Raw genomic sequence first — 16,782 nt, 5'->3', positions numbered from 1 at the left:
GGGGGCGTGAGGCACTGGCGACCTCAGGAGGCGTGCGCCAGAGGAATGCTGAAACGTTTCGCGCCGAGGGGCGTGCTTGCCAAGAGGTCAATGCTCCCGTGTGGTCGGTGCCACGGCGGCTACACGATGGACAACGCTTCCGAGCGAAGTCCCGCTGAGTCCTGACCGGGGGCTTTCTCGACCAGCAGCCTCAGATTGGCGGAACCGACATGCCGATCACGCCACCATCACCAGCTCCGTCCCCTGACATCGAGCCGCTGCGCAACCAGATCGAGCGTGTCCTCGACGGCTTTCTACTGGACCAAGCGGCGCGCGAAGCCACCCCGGCTCTCGCGGAATCCCGGGTGCCGGCGGTGCAGCGGTGCCTGCGCTCCGGTGGCAACCGCATCCGGCTGGTCTGTCTAAGCCCCTGATTCTCTCCCCCAGCACGCCGCGCACAGCACTGTGTCCCGTCGGCCAACTCTGCCCGCACGAAAGGTGATTCAGCATGAGCATCGACAGCGTCCCCCAGCCGGTAGCGGCCGTTCGAAACGGTTACGAGGAAAAGCTCCATCAGCACTGGGAGGACAAACAGAGCGACGACATCAACCTCCTCCTCGGCGCCACCGACGGCCTCTACCACCACCACTACGCCGTCGGCGACTACAACCACCACATCCTGGACGCGGCCGGGGACGACCGGGAACGGCTCATCCTGCGCGAGATGCACCGGATGGAAACCGAACAGGTCTCCCTCGTGACCGGCGCGCTCGCCGGCCTCTCCCCCAACGCCCGGGTCATGGACGGCGGCTCGGGGCGCGGCGGCACGGCCTTCCTCGTCCACGAGCAGCTCGGCTGCCGCGTCGACGGAATGAACTTCTGCGCCCACCACAACCACTTCGCTCGCGACCTCGCGGTGCGTCGCCAGTGCGCCGACAAGGTGTTCTTCCACGACGGCAACATGGTCGAGACACCCTTTGCGGACGAGACGTTCGACGCCGTCTACACCAACGAGACCACCATGTACATCAACCTGCGCGAGGCGTTCACGGAGTTCGCGCGGGTTCTGCGGCCCGGCGGGCGGTTCGTGCTGGTGACCTGGTGCCGCAACGATGCCGAAACCCAGTTCTCGCAGGCCGTCTCAGCCATCGACGAACACTACGTATGCCACATCCACGCCCGCAGCGCCTACCTGCGCGAACTCCTCCACGCCGGCATGGTGCCGTCCCAGGTCACCGACCTCACCGAAGAAGCCATCCCCTACTGGGAGCTGCGCTCCCACTCCCGTCTCAAGACCGGAGTCGAGGTGCCCTTCCTGGACGCCTACCGCAAGAACCACCTCAACTACCTCGTCATCGCGGCGGAGAAGAGCCGTGATGCCTGAGCCCAGGACTGATCTCCTCACCCCCGGCAGCACCGCCGCGTGGGCCGCTGCCGGCGCCGCGACAGCTCTCGTCAAGAGCCGCATACCCGGCCTGCTCAGGACCGCTCTGGAGGACCTGCATCCCGACCTGCGGCGGGTCGCGCACTACCACTTCGGCTGGACGGACTCCGCCGGCAAGCCGACCGGTACAGGAGGGGAGGGCAAGCTGCTGCGCTCCCGCCTGACCCTCCTGTGCGCACTCGCCGCCGGCGGTGCGCCCGAACAGGCTCTTGCGGGGGCGGTGGCAGTCGAGCTGGTGCACAACTACTCGCTCCTGCATGACGACATCATCGACACCGACGAGCAGCGCCGCGACCGCCCCACCGCCTGGGTCGTCTTCGGCGCCCCTGCGGCCCTGCTCGCGGGCGACGCGCTGACCGCGCTCGCCGTCCAGCAGCTGGCCCGCACGGATCAGACGAGGTCTGGGCCGCTGCCCATGCTCCTCGGTGCCCTGGCGGGGGTGGCCAACGGACAGGCCGCGGACTTGGCGCTGGAACGCCTCTCTGCGGCCCATGTCGCGTTCACCCACTACGCCGACGCCTCACAGAAGACCACAGCTCTGCTCGGGGCTTGTGCGGCCATCGGTGCCCTGCTCGGCGGGGCCGATCAACAGCTGGTCACGACGTTGCACCGTGCTGCCGCTGACCTTGGTATGGCGTGGCAGATCGCCAACGACGTGGAGGACATCTGGGGCGACCCCGCCGTGACGGGCAAGAAGACGCGCAATGATCTGCGGGCAGCCAAGAAGACACTGCCGATCATCGCCGCGCTGCGCAGCAGGACACCGGAAGGACGTCAACTCGCCGTCCTCCTGGACCAGCACAGCCCCCTGGACGACCACAACCTTCAGGCCGCCGCCGACCTCGTGGCCGCGGCCGGCGGACGCACCTATGCAGAACAGCTCTCCGGCCAGTACTTGTGCTCTGCCACCGAAACCCTGACCACCGCCATCAGGCCCTGCCCGGTCCGCGACGAGCTCGTCCGGCTCTTCAGCCACATCGTCACCCGGCAGCCATCTCCGGCTCCGCCCACGGGGGGTCCACCGCACTGAGGTCGTGCCCCAGCCCTCACGGAATGAGCCCGGCAGGCTTTCACCCCGCTGCGAGCTCCGCCACGGCTTTCAAACCGGTGCACACCACCGTCCCCGGCAAGCCACAAGCCCCAGTCTCCCGCTTCCTCGAAAGCTGAAGTGACGCGGGCTCAAGTGGCCTTCCCGGCAGGACGGTTCAACGGCCCGTGGCCGGGACGTTTCGGTCCACCAGCGCATACCCGCCGCCCGCGAGAGAACGGACCTGTCATGCACGAGAGCTCACTCAAGGAGCCCGCTGGTAACGAGGCAGCGTTCGAGCTGCCGGCGTTCTACTGCCCCGTCGAGCCTGCCATCCATCCGCGCGCCGCTGCGCTGGAAGCGCAAGCCCTGACATGGATCGACTCGATGGGGCTGTGCGCCGGCCCCGAGGAGCGCGACCGTATGCTCGGCTCCAACGCCGCTGAAGCGGTCTGCCGCATCTCGCCCCACGCCGAGAACGAAGATCTTCTGCTGATCTCGGTGCTCTGGCACTACTGGGGATTTTCCATCGACGAGCAGCACGAAGGGACGCTGCGCAGCGTCGATCTGATCGATCTCGCCGCACGCCTGATGGGCTGTCTGGAGGCCCCCGGTTCGCGGCTGCTGGGTGATAACCCACACGCCTATGCCCTGGAAGACATCGTTCGGCGGATCGCGCAGGCATGCCCGGTCACACAGGTCCACCGGTTCGAGAACGGCCTGCGACGCTGGCTGTTGGGAGTGCTCTGGGAAACAGCCAACCGCGAGCGGAAGATCATTCCGACGCTGGATGAGTTCCTGGTTCAACGTCTGAGCACCAGCGGGGGCGCGCCGGTCTTCGCCCTGACCGAAATCGTCAACGGCATGGAGCTCGATGGCCATGTAGTCGACTCACCCCGCGTCCGGACCGCGGTCGAGGCGGTCACCCTGGTGACGTCCCTCGACAATGACCTGTACTCCTACGCGAAAGAACATCACGTCGCGCATGAGGCCGCTCAGGATGCCGTCACCGTGATGGCCCGCCATTACCGCTGCGACATCCCGCGCGCCGTCGATCACGTCGTAGCCCTGCGGGACCAAGCGATGGAGCTCTTTCTCCGTCTGCGCCGCAGCCTGCTGGACCATGCCGAGCCCGCTCTTGCCCGGTTCCTCGACGACCTGGGGCACGCGATCCGGGCCAACATCGATTGGTCCGCAACGGCCCCACGCTATGTCGGCACCGGCGCCCCCCAACCGGTCCGCTGGGCACCCGGACCGACGGTCAACGGCATCGCCGCACCTGCGTCCATCGCCTGGTGGTGGTCGCAGGACGGTACAAGCCCCCTTTGACTCCAAGCGGACGCAAAAGGTGCCCTCTTGAGCTGCTGTCTTCGTCCCCTGGCTTGCGGCACTGCAACCGACAGATCCGGCCGGCCCGCGCCGAATCCGGCTGCCAGGACAGATACGCAGCAGTCGGCAACGTCTATACCCTCTGCGGCCGGTCCCGCGGCCCGCCCAGTCCAGCTGGTTGCCCAAAGGCCCCCGAATTCCCCACTTGCTGTGTCCCAGGGAGGTATACATGGCCATTCTTGCCACCGACTGGCACCCCAGTGCCCCGGTGCTCTACGCGGTCACAGCCGTGGCCCTGGTCCTGAACGTGCTCTGGTACGTCATGGTCATCCACCGCGGCTTCCGCGAGCGCGTGCTGGCCGTACCGCCGGTCTCCGTCCTCTTCTACTTCTCCTACGATCTCACTGTCATCTCGGGAGGCTTCACATCGTGGCTACCCGGAGTCCCGCTGCAGACACTGGGCTTCTTCGCTCTGCTCGACCTTGCCCCCCTGCTGCAGATCGTGCTGTACGGCCCCGCTCACTTCAGGCGTGTCAAGCCCCGTACGTTCTACCTGCTCCTGATCATCGCCCTGGCAGTCCTCGCGCCTGTCCTGCCCCTGCTCGTGGGTCCGTTGCACGACACCTACGGCCTCTACACGGCGGCGCTGACGGAACTCTCCATCTCATTCCTCTATCCGGCCATGCTCTACACGCGAGGCAACCTGACCGGGCAGTCCGTCGCCATCGCCACCGTGTGGTTCATCCAGTCCCTCACGACCGGTGCCTGGCAGCTCGTCGTCGGACTCCGCGTGGGTCTGGCCCACATGGACTTCGTCCTCTACACGGTCTTCGCATCGGTCGTCGCCAGCGGCGTCTACCTCGTGGCTGTACGGAACACCCAGCGCAACCTCGCAATCACCGCACCGGCAGCGGTCGTTGACCGCTGACAGGACTTGCCGCACAAGCCCCCGTGCAACTACACAGTGACGGGCCATCATCACCAACCGCGCTGCCTGAGCCCTCCAGCCCTGCCGCGTACACCGGCAGGGCTGCTCTGGTCGGCGGGTTCGCTGTGCGTCTGAGCCGAGCTCCAGGCATGGGGCGTGGCCCGGGGCTCCGAGCCCCGGGCACGGCTCTTCGGCCACGAAGCCACCCTGAACACGAGGTTGCGAGGAGGCGCGCATGACCCGCGGATGCAACGTCCGTCTTCAGCATCTGCTGACGCAGACTGGGGACAGCCCGGCTGGCGTAGCAGCCGCCTTGGAGGCGCTGGCTACCGAGAAGGGGTATGCCTACTCCTGCTCGGCAGGCGCCGTCCGGCGGTGGCTCATGGGCACCCGTCCCCGGCCTCCATCCCCGCAGTTGCTCCTGGAGTACTTCTCACACCAACTGGGCCGCCCGGTGGTGGTGCACGAAGCCGGGCTGTCGTCGCTGTCGGCCGGCCTGAGCACCCAGACACCCGAATCCGCGATGGAGGCCACGGCTGTCATGGAGAGCCTCCTGTACCCCCTGGTCAGCGGGCAGCACGTGGCCGCCCGTCGCGTCTGCTCACGGTCAGAAGCGCAACGAGGATGTGGCCCTCTGCCATCGGTTACCGGGGAGGATGCGGACCGGCACCCACAGGGCGGAGCCGCGCGGCAACGGGTGGGCGCCGCGGAAGTTCAGCACAGGGACGTGGGGTGCCTTCACGCACTGGCCGGTGTGTTTCAGCGCCTCACCGGCGACAGGAACAGTTCCGATCTGGCGGAGGTCCTGTCGCGGTTCCTTCAACAGGACGTTCTCCCGCTCCTCCACCAGGCACCGACAGAAACACTGCGCCACGAACTGATCACCGTGACCATTCAGCTGATACGTCTGCTCGCGCAGATGCATACGCATGCGGGCCGCCACGAGGCTGCGAAATGCTGTCATCTCCTGGCGGGAGCCTGGGCAAAAACAGCGTTGGGTCTCACTCCGAGCGCAGGACGATGACATTGAACAGTTGCGCCAGCTCCTCTTTCACCGCAGGGACCATTGCGTGGCCGCGGAGGGTGTCGAGGGCCGTCTGCAAGTACCGGGCGGACAACCGCTCGGCATACCGCCGGCCACCCGCCGCCTCAACCAGCCGGACGGCTTCCTCCACCTGGACCTCCCCCAGGCGCTCGCCCTGGTCCAGCAGCATGGCCAGGCGGTTGCCGGCTTCGGTTCCACTGCGCAGGGCAGCAATCACGGGCAGCGTCTTCTTGCCGCTGCGCAGGTCGTTGCACGACATCTTGCCCGTGACGCGTGAGTCTCCCCAGATGTCTTCCACATCGTTGGCGGCCTGCCAGGCAAGGCCGACGTTCACCGCCGCGCTCTGCAGGGCTGCCGTGAGCATCTGGTCGGCTCCGCCCAGGCACGCCCCGACTCCGGCGCAGGCACTCAGGAGCGCCGTGGTCTTCTGAGCCACTTCGGCGTAGTGGTCGTAGGTGACGTCAGAGCTGGCGATGGTTTCCAGGGCCAGCTCGGCAGATTCACCATCGCCCAGGCCCGCCAGCGAGTCCAGAAGCACAACCAGAGCCTGTCGGCCGCCAGGCTCGGCCATCGGGAGCTGACGCAGTGCGAGCGCGATGATGGCATCTCCGGTCACGATGGCCATCGGGGTGCCGAAGGTGATCCAGGCGGCGGGACGGTCGCGTCGCAACTCGTCGGCGTCAACGATGTCGTCGTGCAAGAGGGTGTAGTTGTGCACGAGTTCCATGGCAACCGCTCCCGCAAGCGCCATGCGGGAAGGAGCTCCGGCCGCCGCCGCGCACAAAAGGGTGAGCCTCGCGCGCAGCAGCTTTCCCGGGCTGGCGGCGGTGATCGGCTGTCCCTGGGCGTCGGCCCAGCCGAAGTGGTAGGCACTCACGCGACGCAGACCCGGATGCAGTTCCTGCACCGCCCGCTGCAGGAGGCCCGGTATCTCACCCCTCGCCCCTGCTGTCGCATCGAGGACGTCCGCTGGAGTGGAAGGGCCGCCTGCCAGTGCGCTGCCGCTCGGGGCCTGCTCGTGCATCAACGGACTCTCCGTTCTCTCGTCGCGCCTCGGTGTCGTGTCAGGCCCATCGCCTCGTGAGCGAGGAAGTGAGACTCAGCAGATGGGGCAGCGCTTCGGGATTGATCGCGGAGGGCGCTTCGAGGAGGCTCATCACCCGCTGGTACCGCTGCTCGATCATCTGCTCGACCTGCTTGCGCGCTCCACAGTCCGTCAGGACTTCCCGAAGCCGTGCGCCCTGGTCCTCTGTCAGGTCGGCCCGGCCAACGCAGCTTTCGAGTTCCCGTGTCTGGCCGGCTGTGCCGTTGCGCAGAGCCAGGGCGAACAGAGCGGTGTGCTTGCCCTCCCGCAGATCATCCAGACGTGACTTGCCGGTGACATCCGGATCGCCGAACACTCCGAGAAGGTCGTCGCGGAGCTGGAATGCCTCCCCCAGAGGGAACGCGATCTGTGTGAGGTAGTCGCGCAAAGCCGGCCCGGCGCCGGCGAGTGTCGCCCCTGTCTGCAGGGGATGCTGGATGGTGTAGACGGCTGTCTTGAGGCGGCAGACCGCCAGAGCCTTGTCAATGTCTGCGGTCGGCCGACCGGTTGAGGACAGATCGAGGAGCTGTCCCTCGATCGTCTGGGTGCGCGAGGCGTCGAGCAGTGTCAGAGTCGCGCGGAGCTGCTGGTGCGTGAGACCTGCCGTGTGGATCATTTCGTCGGCCCAGACCAGACAGAGATCGCCGAGCATGATGGCCAGCGCCTGACCAATGCGTTCAGCCTCGGCCTGTGAGCGCCCCTGCTGACGTTGCTGGGCGATGAGCGTGCAATGCAGCGTGGGACTGCCGCGCCGGGTGTCCGACTCATCCATGACGTCGTCATGGATGAAGGCATAGATGTGGAAGAGCTCCAAGGACGCTGCGACCTGGATGACCTGCTGCGGGGCGGGAAGGCAGCCCCCGGCCGCATGCCAGCCCACCACGCACAGCGTGGGACGAATGCGTTTGCCTCCAGTACGGAGAAGGCTTTGCAGCGAGGGAGTTGCCAGCTCGGCCAGCATGGAGGTGCTTCCCTGAGATGCCCTGGCAGTCAGGAAAGCGTCCAGCGCCGTCTCGACCTGCTGGCGCAACAGAGCAAGATCCAATGGCGGAGTAGGCAAGTTACGGGCAGTCTTCATGCCAGAACCGTCCTCAGTCGTAGGCGAAGAGGTGGGCAGATGGCCGGCAGCCCGCTTACCCCACCTGATGCGGAACGACCTCGGGCGACGATCCTGGTCCTCCCAACCGGACGCCAGACACCGGGACATCGGGTGCTCGATCTCCTCTGCCCGAGGCCCCTGCCAGAAGCCGCTGGCGTGCGGGACCCGCCCCGGCTACCTGCGGACCATGGGGCTGCGCCCCACGGACTTCCGGTGTGGCATGTCCGGGCGAGGAGCCCCCTGGAGACCATCTCCTCTCAGTGGACACCCGACGGGGCTGTAGGCGTAAGGCGCGCTGAGGGCGTGAAAGGAACCCGGCATGCCACCTTGTGCATTTGTGCACAAGGTGGCACCAGCTACCGACCCCAGCGCACTGTGACCTCGACATCGAGCACGCGGACGCAGCGATTGTCCGCACCAGCCCGTCCGGGAACACGGCCACACGCAGATGCCCTTGCCAGCAGTTCCGCTCACCGCAGGGAACCGGCTGCCTCTCTGGCACGCCCTCGCCATGCACCGAATTTCGGCACCACGCGTTCGCATTCCCCGCGAGCCGTTCCGGCGGCGCTGCGGCCATCCCAACACGGAGCTGGGCCCGGCGCGTGGACGGTCCAACCGTCCCACTGGCCGCGTCAACCTCGGATACGGAGGAACCTGTCGTCTCTGCCCTTCTCCAGCTGGTCAGCCCACCTGGGCACGCGCGTAGAGGAGCATGGCGGTGCTGTCCAGGGGTGCCGCGTCTTCGACGGGTCCTGCGTCCGTGGTGCGGGTGCTGGAGTTGACGCCGACCACGGTTCCCGTTTTGGTGTTGTGGTCGAAGTCGAGCAGGTGGGGTCCGCCGCTGGAGCCGGCCTTCAGATCACAGCGCATCCCCCACTGGCCGTCCTGGGGCCGTTCGATGTCCTGGCTGACAGGTCCTGCGCAGTAACCCAGGAGCTGCCCGGTCTCCCACGGTTGGGGGGTGTGGCTTTATCGAGCAGTAGTGACGTCGCTTGTCGATGAGTTTGGGAGGCGCCCTGTTCCACGGATGGGTGATGTCGACGAGTTTGGGAGGCACTGGGATTCTTGCCAGGGCAGCATCGGGATGCTCCTGGTGAAAGGTGCTGGTCATGCCGCGGATGTCGAAGGTCGAGCTGTACGCGGCGATCCGGCGTGACCACCGTGGCGGCATGTCGATGCGAGAGCTTGAGCGCAAACACGGCGTGACATGGCGGACGGTTCGGAAGGCATTGGACTCCTCCTGGCCGGAGCTGCGCAAGAAGCTGCCGCCGCGGGCTACCGGACTGGACCGCTACAAGCCGCTGATCGACGACATCCTGCGGGCGGACCTGGACGCGCCGCGCAAGCAGCGGCACACGGTCACGCGGATCTTCCACCGGCTGGTCGAGGAACACGGCGCCGACGTCTCTTACGGGATGGTCCGCTATTACGTCGCGGCCCGGAAGCCCGAGATCCTGGTCGAGTCGGGCAAGGCTCCGCTGGAGGCGTTCGTCCCGCAGACCCATCAGCCCGGTCACGAGGCGGAGGTCGACTTCGGTGACGTGACGATCCGCCTCGCCGGCGAGCTGGTGACCTGCTACCTGTTCTCCTTTCGCCTGTCGTATTCGGGCAAGGCCGTCCACCGCGTGTTCGCGTCCTGCGGCCAGGAGGCGTTCTTCGAAGGCCACGTCCACGCACTGCGGACGCTGGGCGGGGTCCCGCGGAGCAAGGTCCGCTATGACAACCTCAAGGCTGCCGTCGCCCGCGTGCTCGGGCTGAGCCGGGCAAGGGTGGAAGCTGACCGGTGGCTCGCGTTCAAGTCGCACTACGGCATCGAGAGCTTCTACTGCCGCCCCGGCATCGAAGGCGCCCACGAGAAGGGCGGCGTTGAGGGGCAGATCGGCTACTTCCGCCGCAACCACTTCGTCCCGGTCCCCGAGGTGTCGTCGCTCGCCGAGCTGAACGAGATGGTCGAGCAGTGGGACCGGCAGGACGACGCCCGCCGGATCGGCTCCAGGTCCCGGACCATCTCCGAGGACTTCGCGGTCGAACGGCCGTTGCTGATGCCGCTGCCCCAGGAGCCGTTCGAGACCGGGCGGCTGTTCACCCCGCGGGTCGACCGCTACGGCCAGATCCCGGTCCGCACGAACCGCTACTCGGTCCCCATCCGGCTGATCGGCAAGCGGGTGCGGGTCATCCTTCACGCCTCTCACCTGGTGGTTTACGACCAGAACGTGGAAGTGGCCCGCCATGAGCGGTTGATTGCCAAGGGAGCCGTCCGCCTGGAGCTGGACCACTACCTGGAGGTGCTGGTCCGCAAGCCCGGCGCCTTCCCCGGCTCGACCGCTCTCGAACAGGCCCGTTCGGCCGGCAAGTTCACCCCGGTCCACGACGCCTGGTGGACCCAGGCCATGAAGATCCAGCTGAACAAGACGATCGCCCGCTACGGCCGCGTCGATCTTCTCTGCATCGACGAACTCGGCTACATGGAACTCGACCGCCACGGCGCCGAACTCCTCTTCCAGGTCCTGACCGAACGCGAGGAGAAGAACAGCGTCGCCATCGCCTCCAACGAATCCTTCGGCGGCTGGACCAAGACCTTCACCGACCCCCGCCTCTGCGTGGCCATCGTCGACCGCCTCACCTTCAACGGCACCATCATCGAGACCGGCACCGACTCCTACCGCCTCGCCAGCACCCGAGCCCGAACCGAACAACCCGCCCAGGCTGGCTGAGGCCGACTGCCGATCTTGACGTGGCCGACGAGCGTGAAGTCAGATGCAGTGAGAAGTCGGCATCGAGAAGCCGCACAGCCGCAGGGGGTTTGGCGTGTTCATCACGGAAGAGAGCGTTTTCGATCCTGATGAGATGCTGAGCCTCTACGACTCGGTCGGCTGGGAGGGTTACACCGCCGACGTCGACAAGCTCTGCCGCGGCCTGCGGAACTCTCACCTGGTCATCACCGCACGAGACGGTTCAGGAATGCTCCTGGGACTGGCCCGGACCGTCTCCGACGATGAACACATCTGCTACGTCCAGGACGTCGTGGTCAACCCAGCGCATCACCGGCAGGGCGTCGGCCGGGCCCTGGTCGACCACCTGATGCGACGCTACTCGCACTGCCGCTTCTTCCTTCTCTCCACAGACCACGAGTCGTCACCGGAAGGCAAGCGCAACCACGCGTTCTACCGGAGCCTGGGCTTCCTGTCCTACGAGGAGAAGCAGATGGCGGGCTTCGGACTGCCCAGAAACCGCCCTGACCTACGTGACATGACGCCATAGAGATTCGCCCCCCTCCCGGCCACAGCGCGGACATGTCCGCCCTCACGACCAACCCCATCCCGGTGATGAGTGCAGGCCGTGACACGTCCCAGACGCGACCATGCCGTCATTTCTCATCGACAGCCATCAGCCCAGCAATCGCCACCTGCCTCCGAAACCGGTCGACAATCGCTGTTCCTTGAGATCAACGAAGCCAGCCCAGAATGTTGACGGCGACACAGTTCCCCTCGTCATCCGCAAGAGAGATCAGCTCTCTCGGAACAATGTCGTTCACAGCTGCCCCTTCATCGGCGAGTACCGAGCGATCCTCGCCTTGACAGGGGCGCATCCGCCATCCCATTTCGTTAGGGGCTGTAAGACGCTTGCTTCGGGTATCGGTCCCGCCCGAGGACGGGCGGACCGCGCAGCTCGCGCCGCGCCTGGAAGGCGCCGGGGCTGCTGGTCCGTGTGATGGCCAGGCCGAGGAACATGTGGGGGTGGTGAACCAGCCCTGGCTCACCACCCTGGCGCCAGCCCCTCACCGAAGTTGTCTCCGTGCCAGGGCGTGAGCTGCATAAACTCGCACGATGAGCGTTCCGATAGCGACGATTGACGCCGAGGCGTTTCCCCTGCACGTCGTGGGCGGGCCCCACCTGATGGTGATGGTGCCGGTGGCCCGAGACGCTGTGGACGGCCTCGACGAGGCGTACACGGAGGCCTCCCTCGACTGCACTGGTATCCAGAGCACGGGCACGACCATCGACGCCCGGTGGAACGTCACGCCCGACCACCAGCATGTTCTCCTCCGTCTGTATGGGCAGGCGCCCCAGAGGTTCGAGCTGACAGTCCGCTTCGAGCTGAAGACCGCCCGCCAGCGACAGGGCTTCCTGGACATGGCCGTCTTCGCGGACACCGGACGGGTCAGTCTCTGGATCTACCCGGACAAGGAAGACGCCGCGAGGGCCGCCGTCGCGGTGCAGAAGAAGGACACGGGGCTCTTCGTCGCCCTGGGCATCAGCGTGGAGGAAGACATCTCGTGCCGCACCCTGCACCGGCTCGCCCGACCACCCCGCTCTACCCCATAAGCGCAGTGCTGGCGGGTGTGCTACTCAGTGTGCGGCTCGGTATGCTGGTGAGTATGGCCGCTACTGAGCGAATCACCGTGACCCTGCCCGCCGACATACTGGCCGCGATCCGCACCGAGGCAGACGGGAACGTCTCCGCCTACACCGCAAAGGCCCTCCAGACCCAGGCCGTACGCGACGCCGCCGACCGCCTCTCTGCCTGGCAGCGCTCGCGTGCCGCCGAGTCCGACGACCTCCAGGAGCTCGCGCTCGACTCCCTCGACGCGGCGGCCGGCGGCGGGCGGTGACCTCGAATCCGCCGGTCCGTCGCGGCCAGGTGTGGAGGGCGACCACGCCCCGCGGCCTCAAGCACACCTTCGTGGTGATCGAGGCGGATGCGGCGATGTCGACCTACCCGCACACCGTGGTCACCGCCGTGTGCGACACCTCCGGCACCGCCCCCGACACCCTGCTCTCCGCCCCGATCGAGCAGCCGGTGCCCGCCACCGTCATCGGCACCCAGCTCCACACGGTCACTGCCTCATTCCTGTCGTCCGGGACCTACCTGGGGATCGTGCCGCCCGAGGAGATGGAGGCCGTCTCCCGGTCAATCCGACTCTCCCTCGACCTGTCCGACTGAGCGCTGCCCTGCACGGGGGCCCGCACCATCACGGACGCAGCGTCCATCACGGTGCGGGCCCGCTCCACTGTGGCCGTGCACTGATGGGGCTCCCTGAAAACAGGTCTGACCTGAGTTCCGTGAAGGATCTTGAGGGCCTGGGAGATCAAGCTGCATCAGTCCTGCCGGGGCCGATGCCGTACGGAAGAGGCGCTTCTGCTTCAATCGGCCGGTCGCCACCCGCACTCTTTCCAGGAGCCTCCGTGACGTCCGTCCAGCCCCAACCTGAGTCGGCGCAGATACAAGAGCTCCTCGTCGCTGGGCAGGAGGCGGCTGAGGATGGACGCTGGGTAGATGCCGGGCTTGCCTGGATCGAGGCTGCCAAGCTGGGCAGTCTGGACGGCGCGAACGCCGCCAGCACATTCGCAGCCCCTCACATCAGACCGCTCGCTGATGCGGGAGAACCCGCCGCGCAAGCTCTGATGGCGGGAGTCTTGATGGACTACTTCACCGAAGACGCCCTTCCGATGGCGGTCGGCTATGCCAGGGCCGCGGCCGCCGCTGGTCACGCCGCCGGCCTTCGCACCTTCGGTTTCATGTTGGTGCGTGGCAAAGGAGTGGAGGAGGACCGTGACGAGGCTCTGGAGCTGTTTCGTGCGGCAGCCGCGAAAGGGGACGCCTACGGGGCCTTCAACGCTGCGGTCACCCAGGGGGAAGGCAAATGTCGCGCTGACCGAGACGAGTACCTCCGACTGCTGACCCAGGCCGCCGACGGGGGCATCACGCAGGCTGCCGCGGTGCTGGGAGACCAGTTGGCAGCCGACAGACGCAACGAGGAAGCCTTGAGCTGGTACGTGCGGGCAGCTGAGAACGGCCACGCTGGCGCGGCGGATGTCGCGGCCGACTGGTACCGGGACGGCGTCGGTACGGAAGCCGACCCCGTGCAGGCCATGCGCTGGCTCCTCGTACTGACCGCACAATTGAACGTCGACGCCGTTCACCGAGCCCACCAGGTCGGCGCGCGGATGACGGACGAGGCGATCCTCGAAGCAGGGCGGCTCGCGGATCGGCCCACCGAAGCCCAGATCATGGTCTCCACGCTCGCGAGAGCCGGCGAGCGCGAATGACAACGCCGAAGCGCCAGGGCAGCGTCCTGATCCGGCCTTTCACGAAGCTACGGTCAGAGCGATTTCCGCGTGGCCGCTGTCAATCGAGCTGATCGCTCGCTCGGCAAGGGCCCGGAGACGGCCCTGATAGGTCACGTGTTGGAGCCTCTCAAGGACAGCTGCACGCTGAGCGAGGACCACATCGCGCAGATCCTTGAGGGCACCCTTGTCCCCGACTGGGACAGCATTCGCCACCTCGTCCAGCTCCTGGACGGCGAACCGAGCTTCTTCCAGCCCCTCTGGAAAACCGCTGCCACACGCCACGGCGACGATCCCGACGGCTCGTGCTCAGCCCCGCCGGCTCAGCCCCCCGGCCGTGCGGACGCCCGGCCAGGACCACCCCGGCCGACGCCTGAGCGACCTCCTGGCCGCCTTCAGCCCGAGCCTGACCACCCCCGCCCCAGCCAAGGGCCGGGACACACAGACCCCGCCCGCTCGTCCCCGGCCTACTCTCGGTGTGCTCAACTCCGCCCGGCGCCTGCTCACGCCGATCCCCGCCGTGACGCACTGGCGGCCCTGACCGACGTCCCGCCCGGGCGCGCAATCGCCACGGGATACGACAAGCTTGCCGTCCGCTACGAAGCGACAGTGCTGGTCGCGGCCGTCAATGAGTGGCTGTGACCAGCACTCTCGCAACACGCCTCAAGGGCTGCGGAGCTGTGCACTTCAGGTTCGGATTCCGGGCCGGGGCCTCAACAGCTGCCCAGGGCGCGGCCGAGGAGGCGGAGCAGGTGGTCCCAGTGCAGCTGCAGTGCGGCGGGGTTGAAGGCGTCGGTGTCGGCCATGGTGAAGCCGTGGACGGTGTCGGGGTAGATCTCAGAGGTGTAGTCGACACCTGCGGCGTCCAGGGCCTCGTTGAGTTCGGCGAGGGCCTCGGGCGTCAGGTCGGTTTCGGCGTGGCCGAAGTGGACCTGAGCGGTGAGCTGCGAGATGTTGTCGGGCCCGACGGCGCCCACGGGGGCATGGAATCCGGCGAGGGCGGCCACCTGGCCGGGGTGGGCCACGGCGGTGCGCACCGCCAGGAGGCCGCCTATGCAGTAGCCGGTCACCGCGACCGGACCGGCGTCGACCCCGGGCTGAGCGGTGAGGAACCTGAGGTAGGCGTCGGCGTCGCGCAGGGTCCGTTCGATGGTGTGCGCCTCAATCAGAGGCATCAGCCGAGCCATGACCGCGGTCCGGGCCTCTTCTCCGATGTGCTTGGGAAGTTCGACCACAGGTGCCGGGCCGTGCCGGTAGAAGAAGTTGGGGACGAGCACGTAGTAACCGTGCCCGGCCAGTTCGCGGGCCATCTCCCGCACCACGGGCCGGATACCGAAACCGTCCGCGTACATCAGCACCCCGGGGTGCCGCACGCCATCGTCGGGGAAAGCGGCGAACGCATCGGCCTGGCCGTCCGCAGTGGGAATCTGCAGCATCTTGGTGGGCATGAACTCTCCTGTCGTGGTTGATGTGTCCTGTGATCAACACGACGGAGGTGGCGCCCGCGCAGCAGCGTAGATTCCTCGATCGAACAGCGGGCGCGCACTGGCCCGCACGGCGCTCAGAAGGGCACCGGGTCACCGATCCGTGTGTGGCGCAATGCCGTCCCGGTAGTCATCCCCGCAATCTAGTCCACCGAACAAAGCCCACACCAGCACACCCAGTCCACAGCGCGGTTCGCGAGAATGATTCCGACCAACGCCTTGGGTCCCGAACCCGTCCCACCGCGCTGTCCGCGACTTCACCACCGAGCTTGCGCCTGCACGGCCCTCACCGCATTTCTGAGACACGCCTGGCGCCAGAAGGCGGACGAGACGCTGCGCCCACCCACTCGGCACCGACCAAGGACGAGCCTGCTTGCCCGGCCTTGGAGTCGCAACGCGCTGGCCGATTCAGGTAGGCGCCAAGCGCGGAGGGACCGCCATAGGCTCTGCCTGCGACGAGACGCATCTTCCACTCCATCAGGAGGTCGAGATGTTGTACGCGTTCGGGTTCGAGCAGCTCGGTGTAGTCGTCAGTGACCTTTATTTTGTCGACCCTGACCCCCTGCCGGGTCAAGAGACCGCAGAGCGTGGCGTGCGTCTGGAGCTGCGGATCTTCGAGCCCGGCGAGCTGACCGGCACCATCTACGCCGCGCGCCCCATCTCCATCGGGCGCCCCCTGTGGCCATGCGGGGTGTGCAGACCGCAGGACTGACCGCGCCGGCGCGAGGGGGCCCGCCGTTCGGCGGGCCCCCTCGCGCCGGCGTCTGCTACTTGCCGCGTCCGCGCCGCTGATCTGGCCCGTTGTCTGGACGGTGCTGGCGTGCTGCGTTCTGTGTATCGGTGGGCGGCGTGGTGCCGCGTTCCGGCTGGGCCGGTCGCTTGACGGTGCCGGTGCTGAGTGAGCGGGCGGCCGCGGACGAGACGCGTGGCCCGCCGGGTCGCGACGCCGTTAGGAGCGGGGCGGCTAGTGCGCGGTCGAGCTGGGGACTGAAGTCTGCGGGCAGGACGGTGCGCAGCTTCGCCTGGACGGCGAGGAAGTCCTCGGACTCCTCCCGCGTCAGGGGCCGGTTGCGCTCCCTCTCCACTGCCTGGCGCAGCGCGAGGGGAGTGCGGGCGAGTTCGGAGGCGTCGGCCGAGAACCGGGGCTCGGATTCCCCCCGCCGGTAGACGGCTCCCACGTGCAGGAGGCCCGCTCGGACGATGACCTCGCAGGATTCCGGGATGCCCGTGTATGGCTTTATCGGTGAGTCCTGACACCGGTTGTCGATCGGCGGCGACACCGCCCGGTGTTTGCG

At 67.2% G+C, this 16,782-nt stretch carries 16 protein-coding genes and 3 pseudogenes; 13 read left to right on the top strand and 6 right to left on the bottom strand.

What is annotated here, in order from left to right; all coding sequences use genetic code 11:
* Nucleotides 1-209 precede the first annotated feature (209 nt).
* The 5 genes from CG740_RS40115 to CG740_RS38125 all read left to right on the top strand — a co-directional run bounded on the left by CG740_RS40115 (nt 210) and on the right by CG740_RS38125 (nt 4,707).
* Entirely contained in the window at nt 210-413 is a 204-nt protein-coding gene (locus CG740_RS40115) for a hypothetical protein (RefSeq protein WP_159030547.1), read from the top strand.
* A 74-nt stretch (nt 414-487) separates the two neighbouring features.
* Complete coding sequence (locus CG740_RS38140) at nt 488-1,363, top strand: SAM-dependent methyltransferase (RefSeq protein ID WP_100579919.1); 876 nt, start codon at nt 488-490, stop codon at nt 1,361-1,363.
* Entirely contained in the window at nt 1,356-2,453 is a 1,098-nt protein-coding gene (locus tag CG740_RS38135) for a polyprenyl synthetase family protein (RefSeq protein WP_100579918.1), read from the top strand. The genes CG740_RS38140 and CG740_RS38135 overlap by 8 nt, the downstream gene beginning before the upstream one ends.
* A gap of 246 nt (nt 2,454-2,699) precedes the next feature.
* On the top strand, nt 2,700-3,779 hold the full coding sequence (locus tag CG740_RS38130) for a terpene synthase family protein (protein ID WP_100579917.1): 1,080 nt from the start codon (nt 2,700-2,702) through the stop codon (nt 3,777-3,779).
* A 229-nt stretch (nt 3,780-4,008) separates the two neighbouring features.
* Nucleotides 4,009-4,707: a hypothetical protein gene (locus tag CG740_RS38125; protein WP_100579916.1), complete on the top strand. Its 699-nt coding sequence runs from the start codon at nt 4,009-4,011 to the stop codon at nt 4,705-4,707.
* Nucleotides 4,708-5,314: 607 nt separating this feature from the next.
* Here the strand turns inward: CG740_RS38125 and CG740_RS38120 are convergent.
* From CG740_RS38120 to CG740_RS38105, 4 genes are all read right to left on the bottom strand, one after another.
* Entirely contained in the window at nt 5,315-5,638 is a 324-nt protein-coding gene (locus CG740_RS38120) for a hypothetical protein (protein ID WP_159030546.1), read from the bottom strand.
* 70 nt (nt 5,639-5,708) lie between these two features.
* Complete coding sequence (locus CG740_RS38115; protein ID WP_100579914.1) at nt 5,709-6,776, bottom strand: polyprenyl synthetase family protein; 1,068 nt, start codon at nt 6,774-6,776, stop codon at nt 5,709-5,711.
* Between the two features lie 40 nt (nt 6,777-6,816).
* Entirely contained in the window at nt 6,817-7,914 is a 1,098-nt protein-coding gene (locus CG740_RS38110; protein WP_100579913.1) for a polyprenyl synthetase family protein, read from the bottom strand.
* 702 nt (nt 7,915-8,616) lie between these two features.
* A complete protein-coding gene (locus CG740_RS38105; protein WP_100579912.1) occupies nt 8,617-8,805 on the bottom strand; it encodes a hypothetical protein in 189 nt (62 codons plus the stop codon).
* 239 nt (nt 8,806-9,044) lie between these two features.
* Between CG740_RS38105 and istA the strand changes: the two are divergent.
* The 7 genes and pseudogenes from istA to CG740_RS38075 all read left to right on the top strand — a co-directional run.
* A pseudogene (gene istA / locus CG740_RS41395) lies at nt 9,045-10,133 on the top strand (IS21 family transposase); the annotation flags it as partial.
* A 201-nt stretch (nt 10,134-10,334) separates the two neighbouring features.
* Nucleotides 10,335-10,649 (top strand): annotated as a pseudogene (locus tag CG740_RS40615) (ATP-binding protein); the annotation flags it as partial.
* 94 nt (nt 10,650-10,743) lie between these two features.
* Nucleotides 10,744-11,196 (top strand): GNAT family N-acetyltransferase, encoded by a 453-nt coding sequence (locus tag CG740_RS38095; RefSeq protein WP_199846702.1) that lies wholly within the window; start codon nt 10,744-10,746, stop codon nt 11,194-11,196.
* A 566-nt stretch (nt 11,197-11,762) separates the two neighbouring features.
* The gene (locus CG740_RS38090) at nt 11,763-12,260 is read left to right on the top strand and encodes a hypothetical protein (protein WP_100579909.1); all 498 of its coding nucleotides are present in this window, start codon (nt 11,763-11,765) and stop codon (nt 12,258-12,260) included.
* A 53-nt stretch (nt 12,261-12,313) separates the two neighbouring features.
* Nucleotides 12,314-12,547: a hypothetical protein gene (locus CG740_RS38085; protein WP_159030544.1), complete on the top strand. Its 234-nt coding sequence runs from the start codon at nt 12,314-12,316 to the stop codon at nt 12,545-12,547.
* Complete coding sequence (locus CG740_RS38080; RefSeq protein ID WP_100579907.1) at nt 12,544-12,879, top strand: hypothetical protein; 336 nt, start codon at nt 12,544-12,546, stop codon at nt 12,877-12,879. The genes CG740_RS38085 and CG740_RS38080 overlap by 4 nt, the downstream gene beginning before the upstream one ends.
* Nucleotides 12,880-13,121: 242 nt before the next feature.
* On the top strand, nt 13,122-13,985 hold the full coding sequence (locus CG740_RS38075; protein ID WP_100579906.1) for a tetratricopeptide repeat protein: 864 nt from the start codon (nt 13,122-13,124) through the stop codon (nt 13,983-13,985).
* A gap of 731 nt (nt 13,986-14,716) precedes the next feature.
* Here CG740_RS38075 and CG740_RS38065 read toward each other — a convergent pair.
* A complete protein-coding gene (locus CG740_RS38065) occupies nt 14,717-15,451 on the bottom strand; it encodes a dienelactone hydrolase family protein (protein ID WP_100579905.1) in 735 nt (244 codons plus the stop codon).
* A 526-nt stretch (nt 15,452-15,977) separates the two neighbouring features.
* On the opposite strand from CG740_RS38065, the gene CG740_RS38060 reads away from it, so the two are divergent.
* On the top strand, nt 15,978-16,199 hold the full coding sequence (locus CG740_RS38060) for a hypothetical protein (protein WP_199846701.1): 222 nt from the start codon (nt 15,978-15,980) through the stop codon (nt 16,197-16,199).
* A 55-nt stretch (nt 16,200-16,254) separates the two neighbouring features.
* Here CG740_RS38060 and CG740_RS38055 read toward each other — a convergent pair.
* A pseudogene (locus tag CG740_RS38055) lies at nt 16,255-16,782 on the bottom strand (hypothetical protein); the annotation flags it as partial.

The sequence above is a fragment of the Streptomyces sp. CB01201 genome, from assembly GCF_002803085.1.
Classification (GTDB): domain Bacteria; phylum Actinomycetota; class Actinomycetes; order Streptomycetales; family Streptomycetaceae; genus Streptomyces; species Streptomyces hundungensis.
The sequence above is the reverse complement of the archived record's forward strand: the minus strand, read 5'-3'. Positions and strand labels throughout refer to the sequence as shown.

Bases quoted from the DNA above. Each gene is read 5' to 3' on its own strand.
- CG740_RS40115 (WP_159030547.1), top strand. From the start codon at position 210: ATGCCGATCACGCCACCATCACCAGCTCCGTCCCCTGACATCGAGCCG.
- CG740_RS38140 (WP_100579919.1), top strand. From the start codon at position 488: ATGAGCATCGACAGCGTCCCCCAGCCGGTAGCGGCCGTTCGAAACGGT.
- CG740_RS38120 (WP_159030546.1), bottom strand. From the start codon at position 5,638: ATGCGTATGCATCTGCGCGAGCAGACGTATCAGCTGAATGGTCACGGT.
- CG740_RS38125 (WP_100579916.1), top strand. From the start codon at position 4,009: ATGGCCATTCTTGCCACCGACTGGCACCCCAGTGCCCCGGTGCTCTAC.
- CG740_RS38135 (WP_100579918.1), top strand. From the start codon at position 1,356: ATGCCTGAGCCCAGGACTGATCTCCTCACCCCCGGCAGCACCGCCGCG.
- CG740_RS38105 (WP_100579912.1), bottom strand. From the start codon at position 8,805: ATGCGCTGTGATCTGAAGGCCGGCTCCAGCGGCGGACCCCACCTGCTC.
- CG740_RS38090 (WP_100579909.1), top strand. From the start codon at position 11,763: ATGAGCGTTCCGATAGCGACGATTGACGCCGAGGCGTTTCCCCTGCAC.
- CG740_RS38115 (WP_100579914.1), bottom strand. From the start codon at position 6,776: ATGCACGAGCAGGCCCCGAGCGGCAGCGCACTGGCAGGCGGCCCTTCC.
- CG740_RS38130 (WP_100579917.1), top strand. From the start codon at position 2,700: ATGCACGAGAGCTCACTCAAGGAGCCCGCTGGTAACGAGGCAGCGTTC.
- CG740_RS38060 (WP_199846701.1), top strand. From the start codon at position 15,978: ATGTTGTACGCGTTCGGGTTCGAGCAGCTCGGTGTAGTCGTCAGTGAC.
- CG740_RS38085 (WP_159030544.1), top strand. From the start codon at position 12,314: ATGGCCGCTACTGAGCGAATCACCGTGACCCTGCCCGCCGACATACTG.
- CG740_RS38110 (WP_100579913.1), bottom strand. From the start codon at position 7,914: ATGAAGACTGCCCGTAACTTGCCTACTCCGCCATTGGATCTTGCTCTG.
- CG740_RS38065 (WP_100579905.1), bottom strand. From the start codon at position 15,451: ATGCCCACCAAGATGCTGCAGATTCCCACTGCGGACGGCCAGGCCGAT.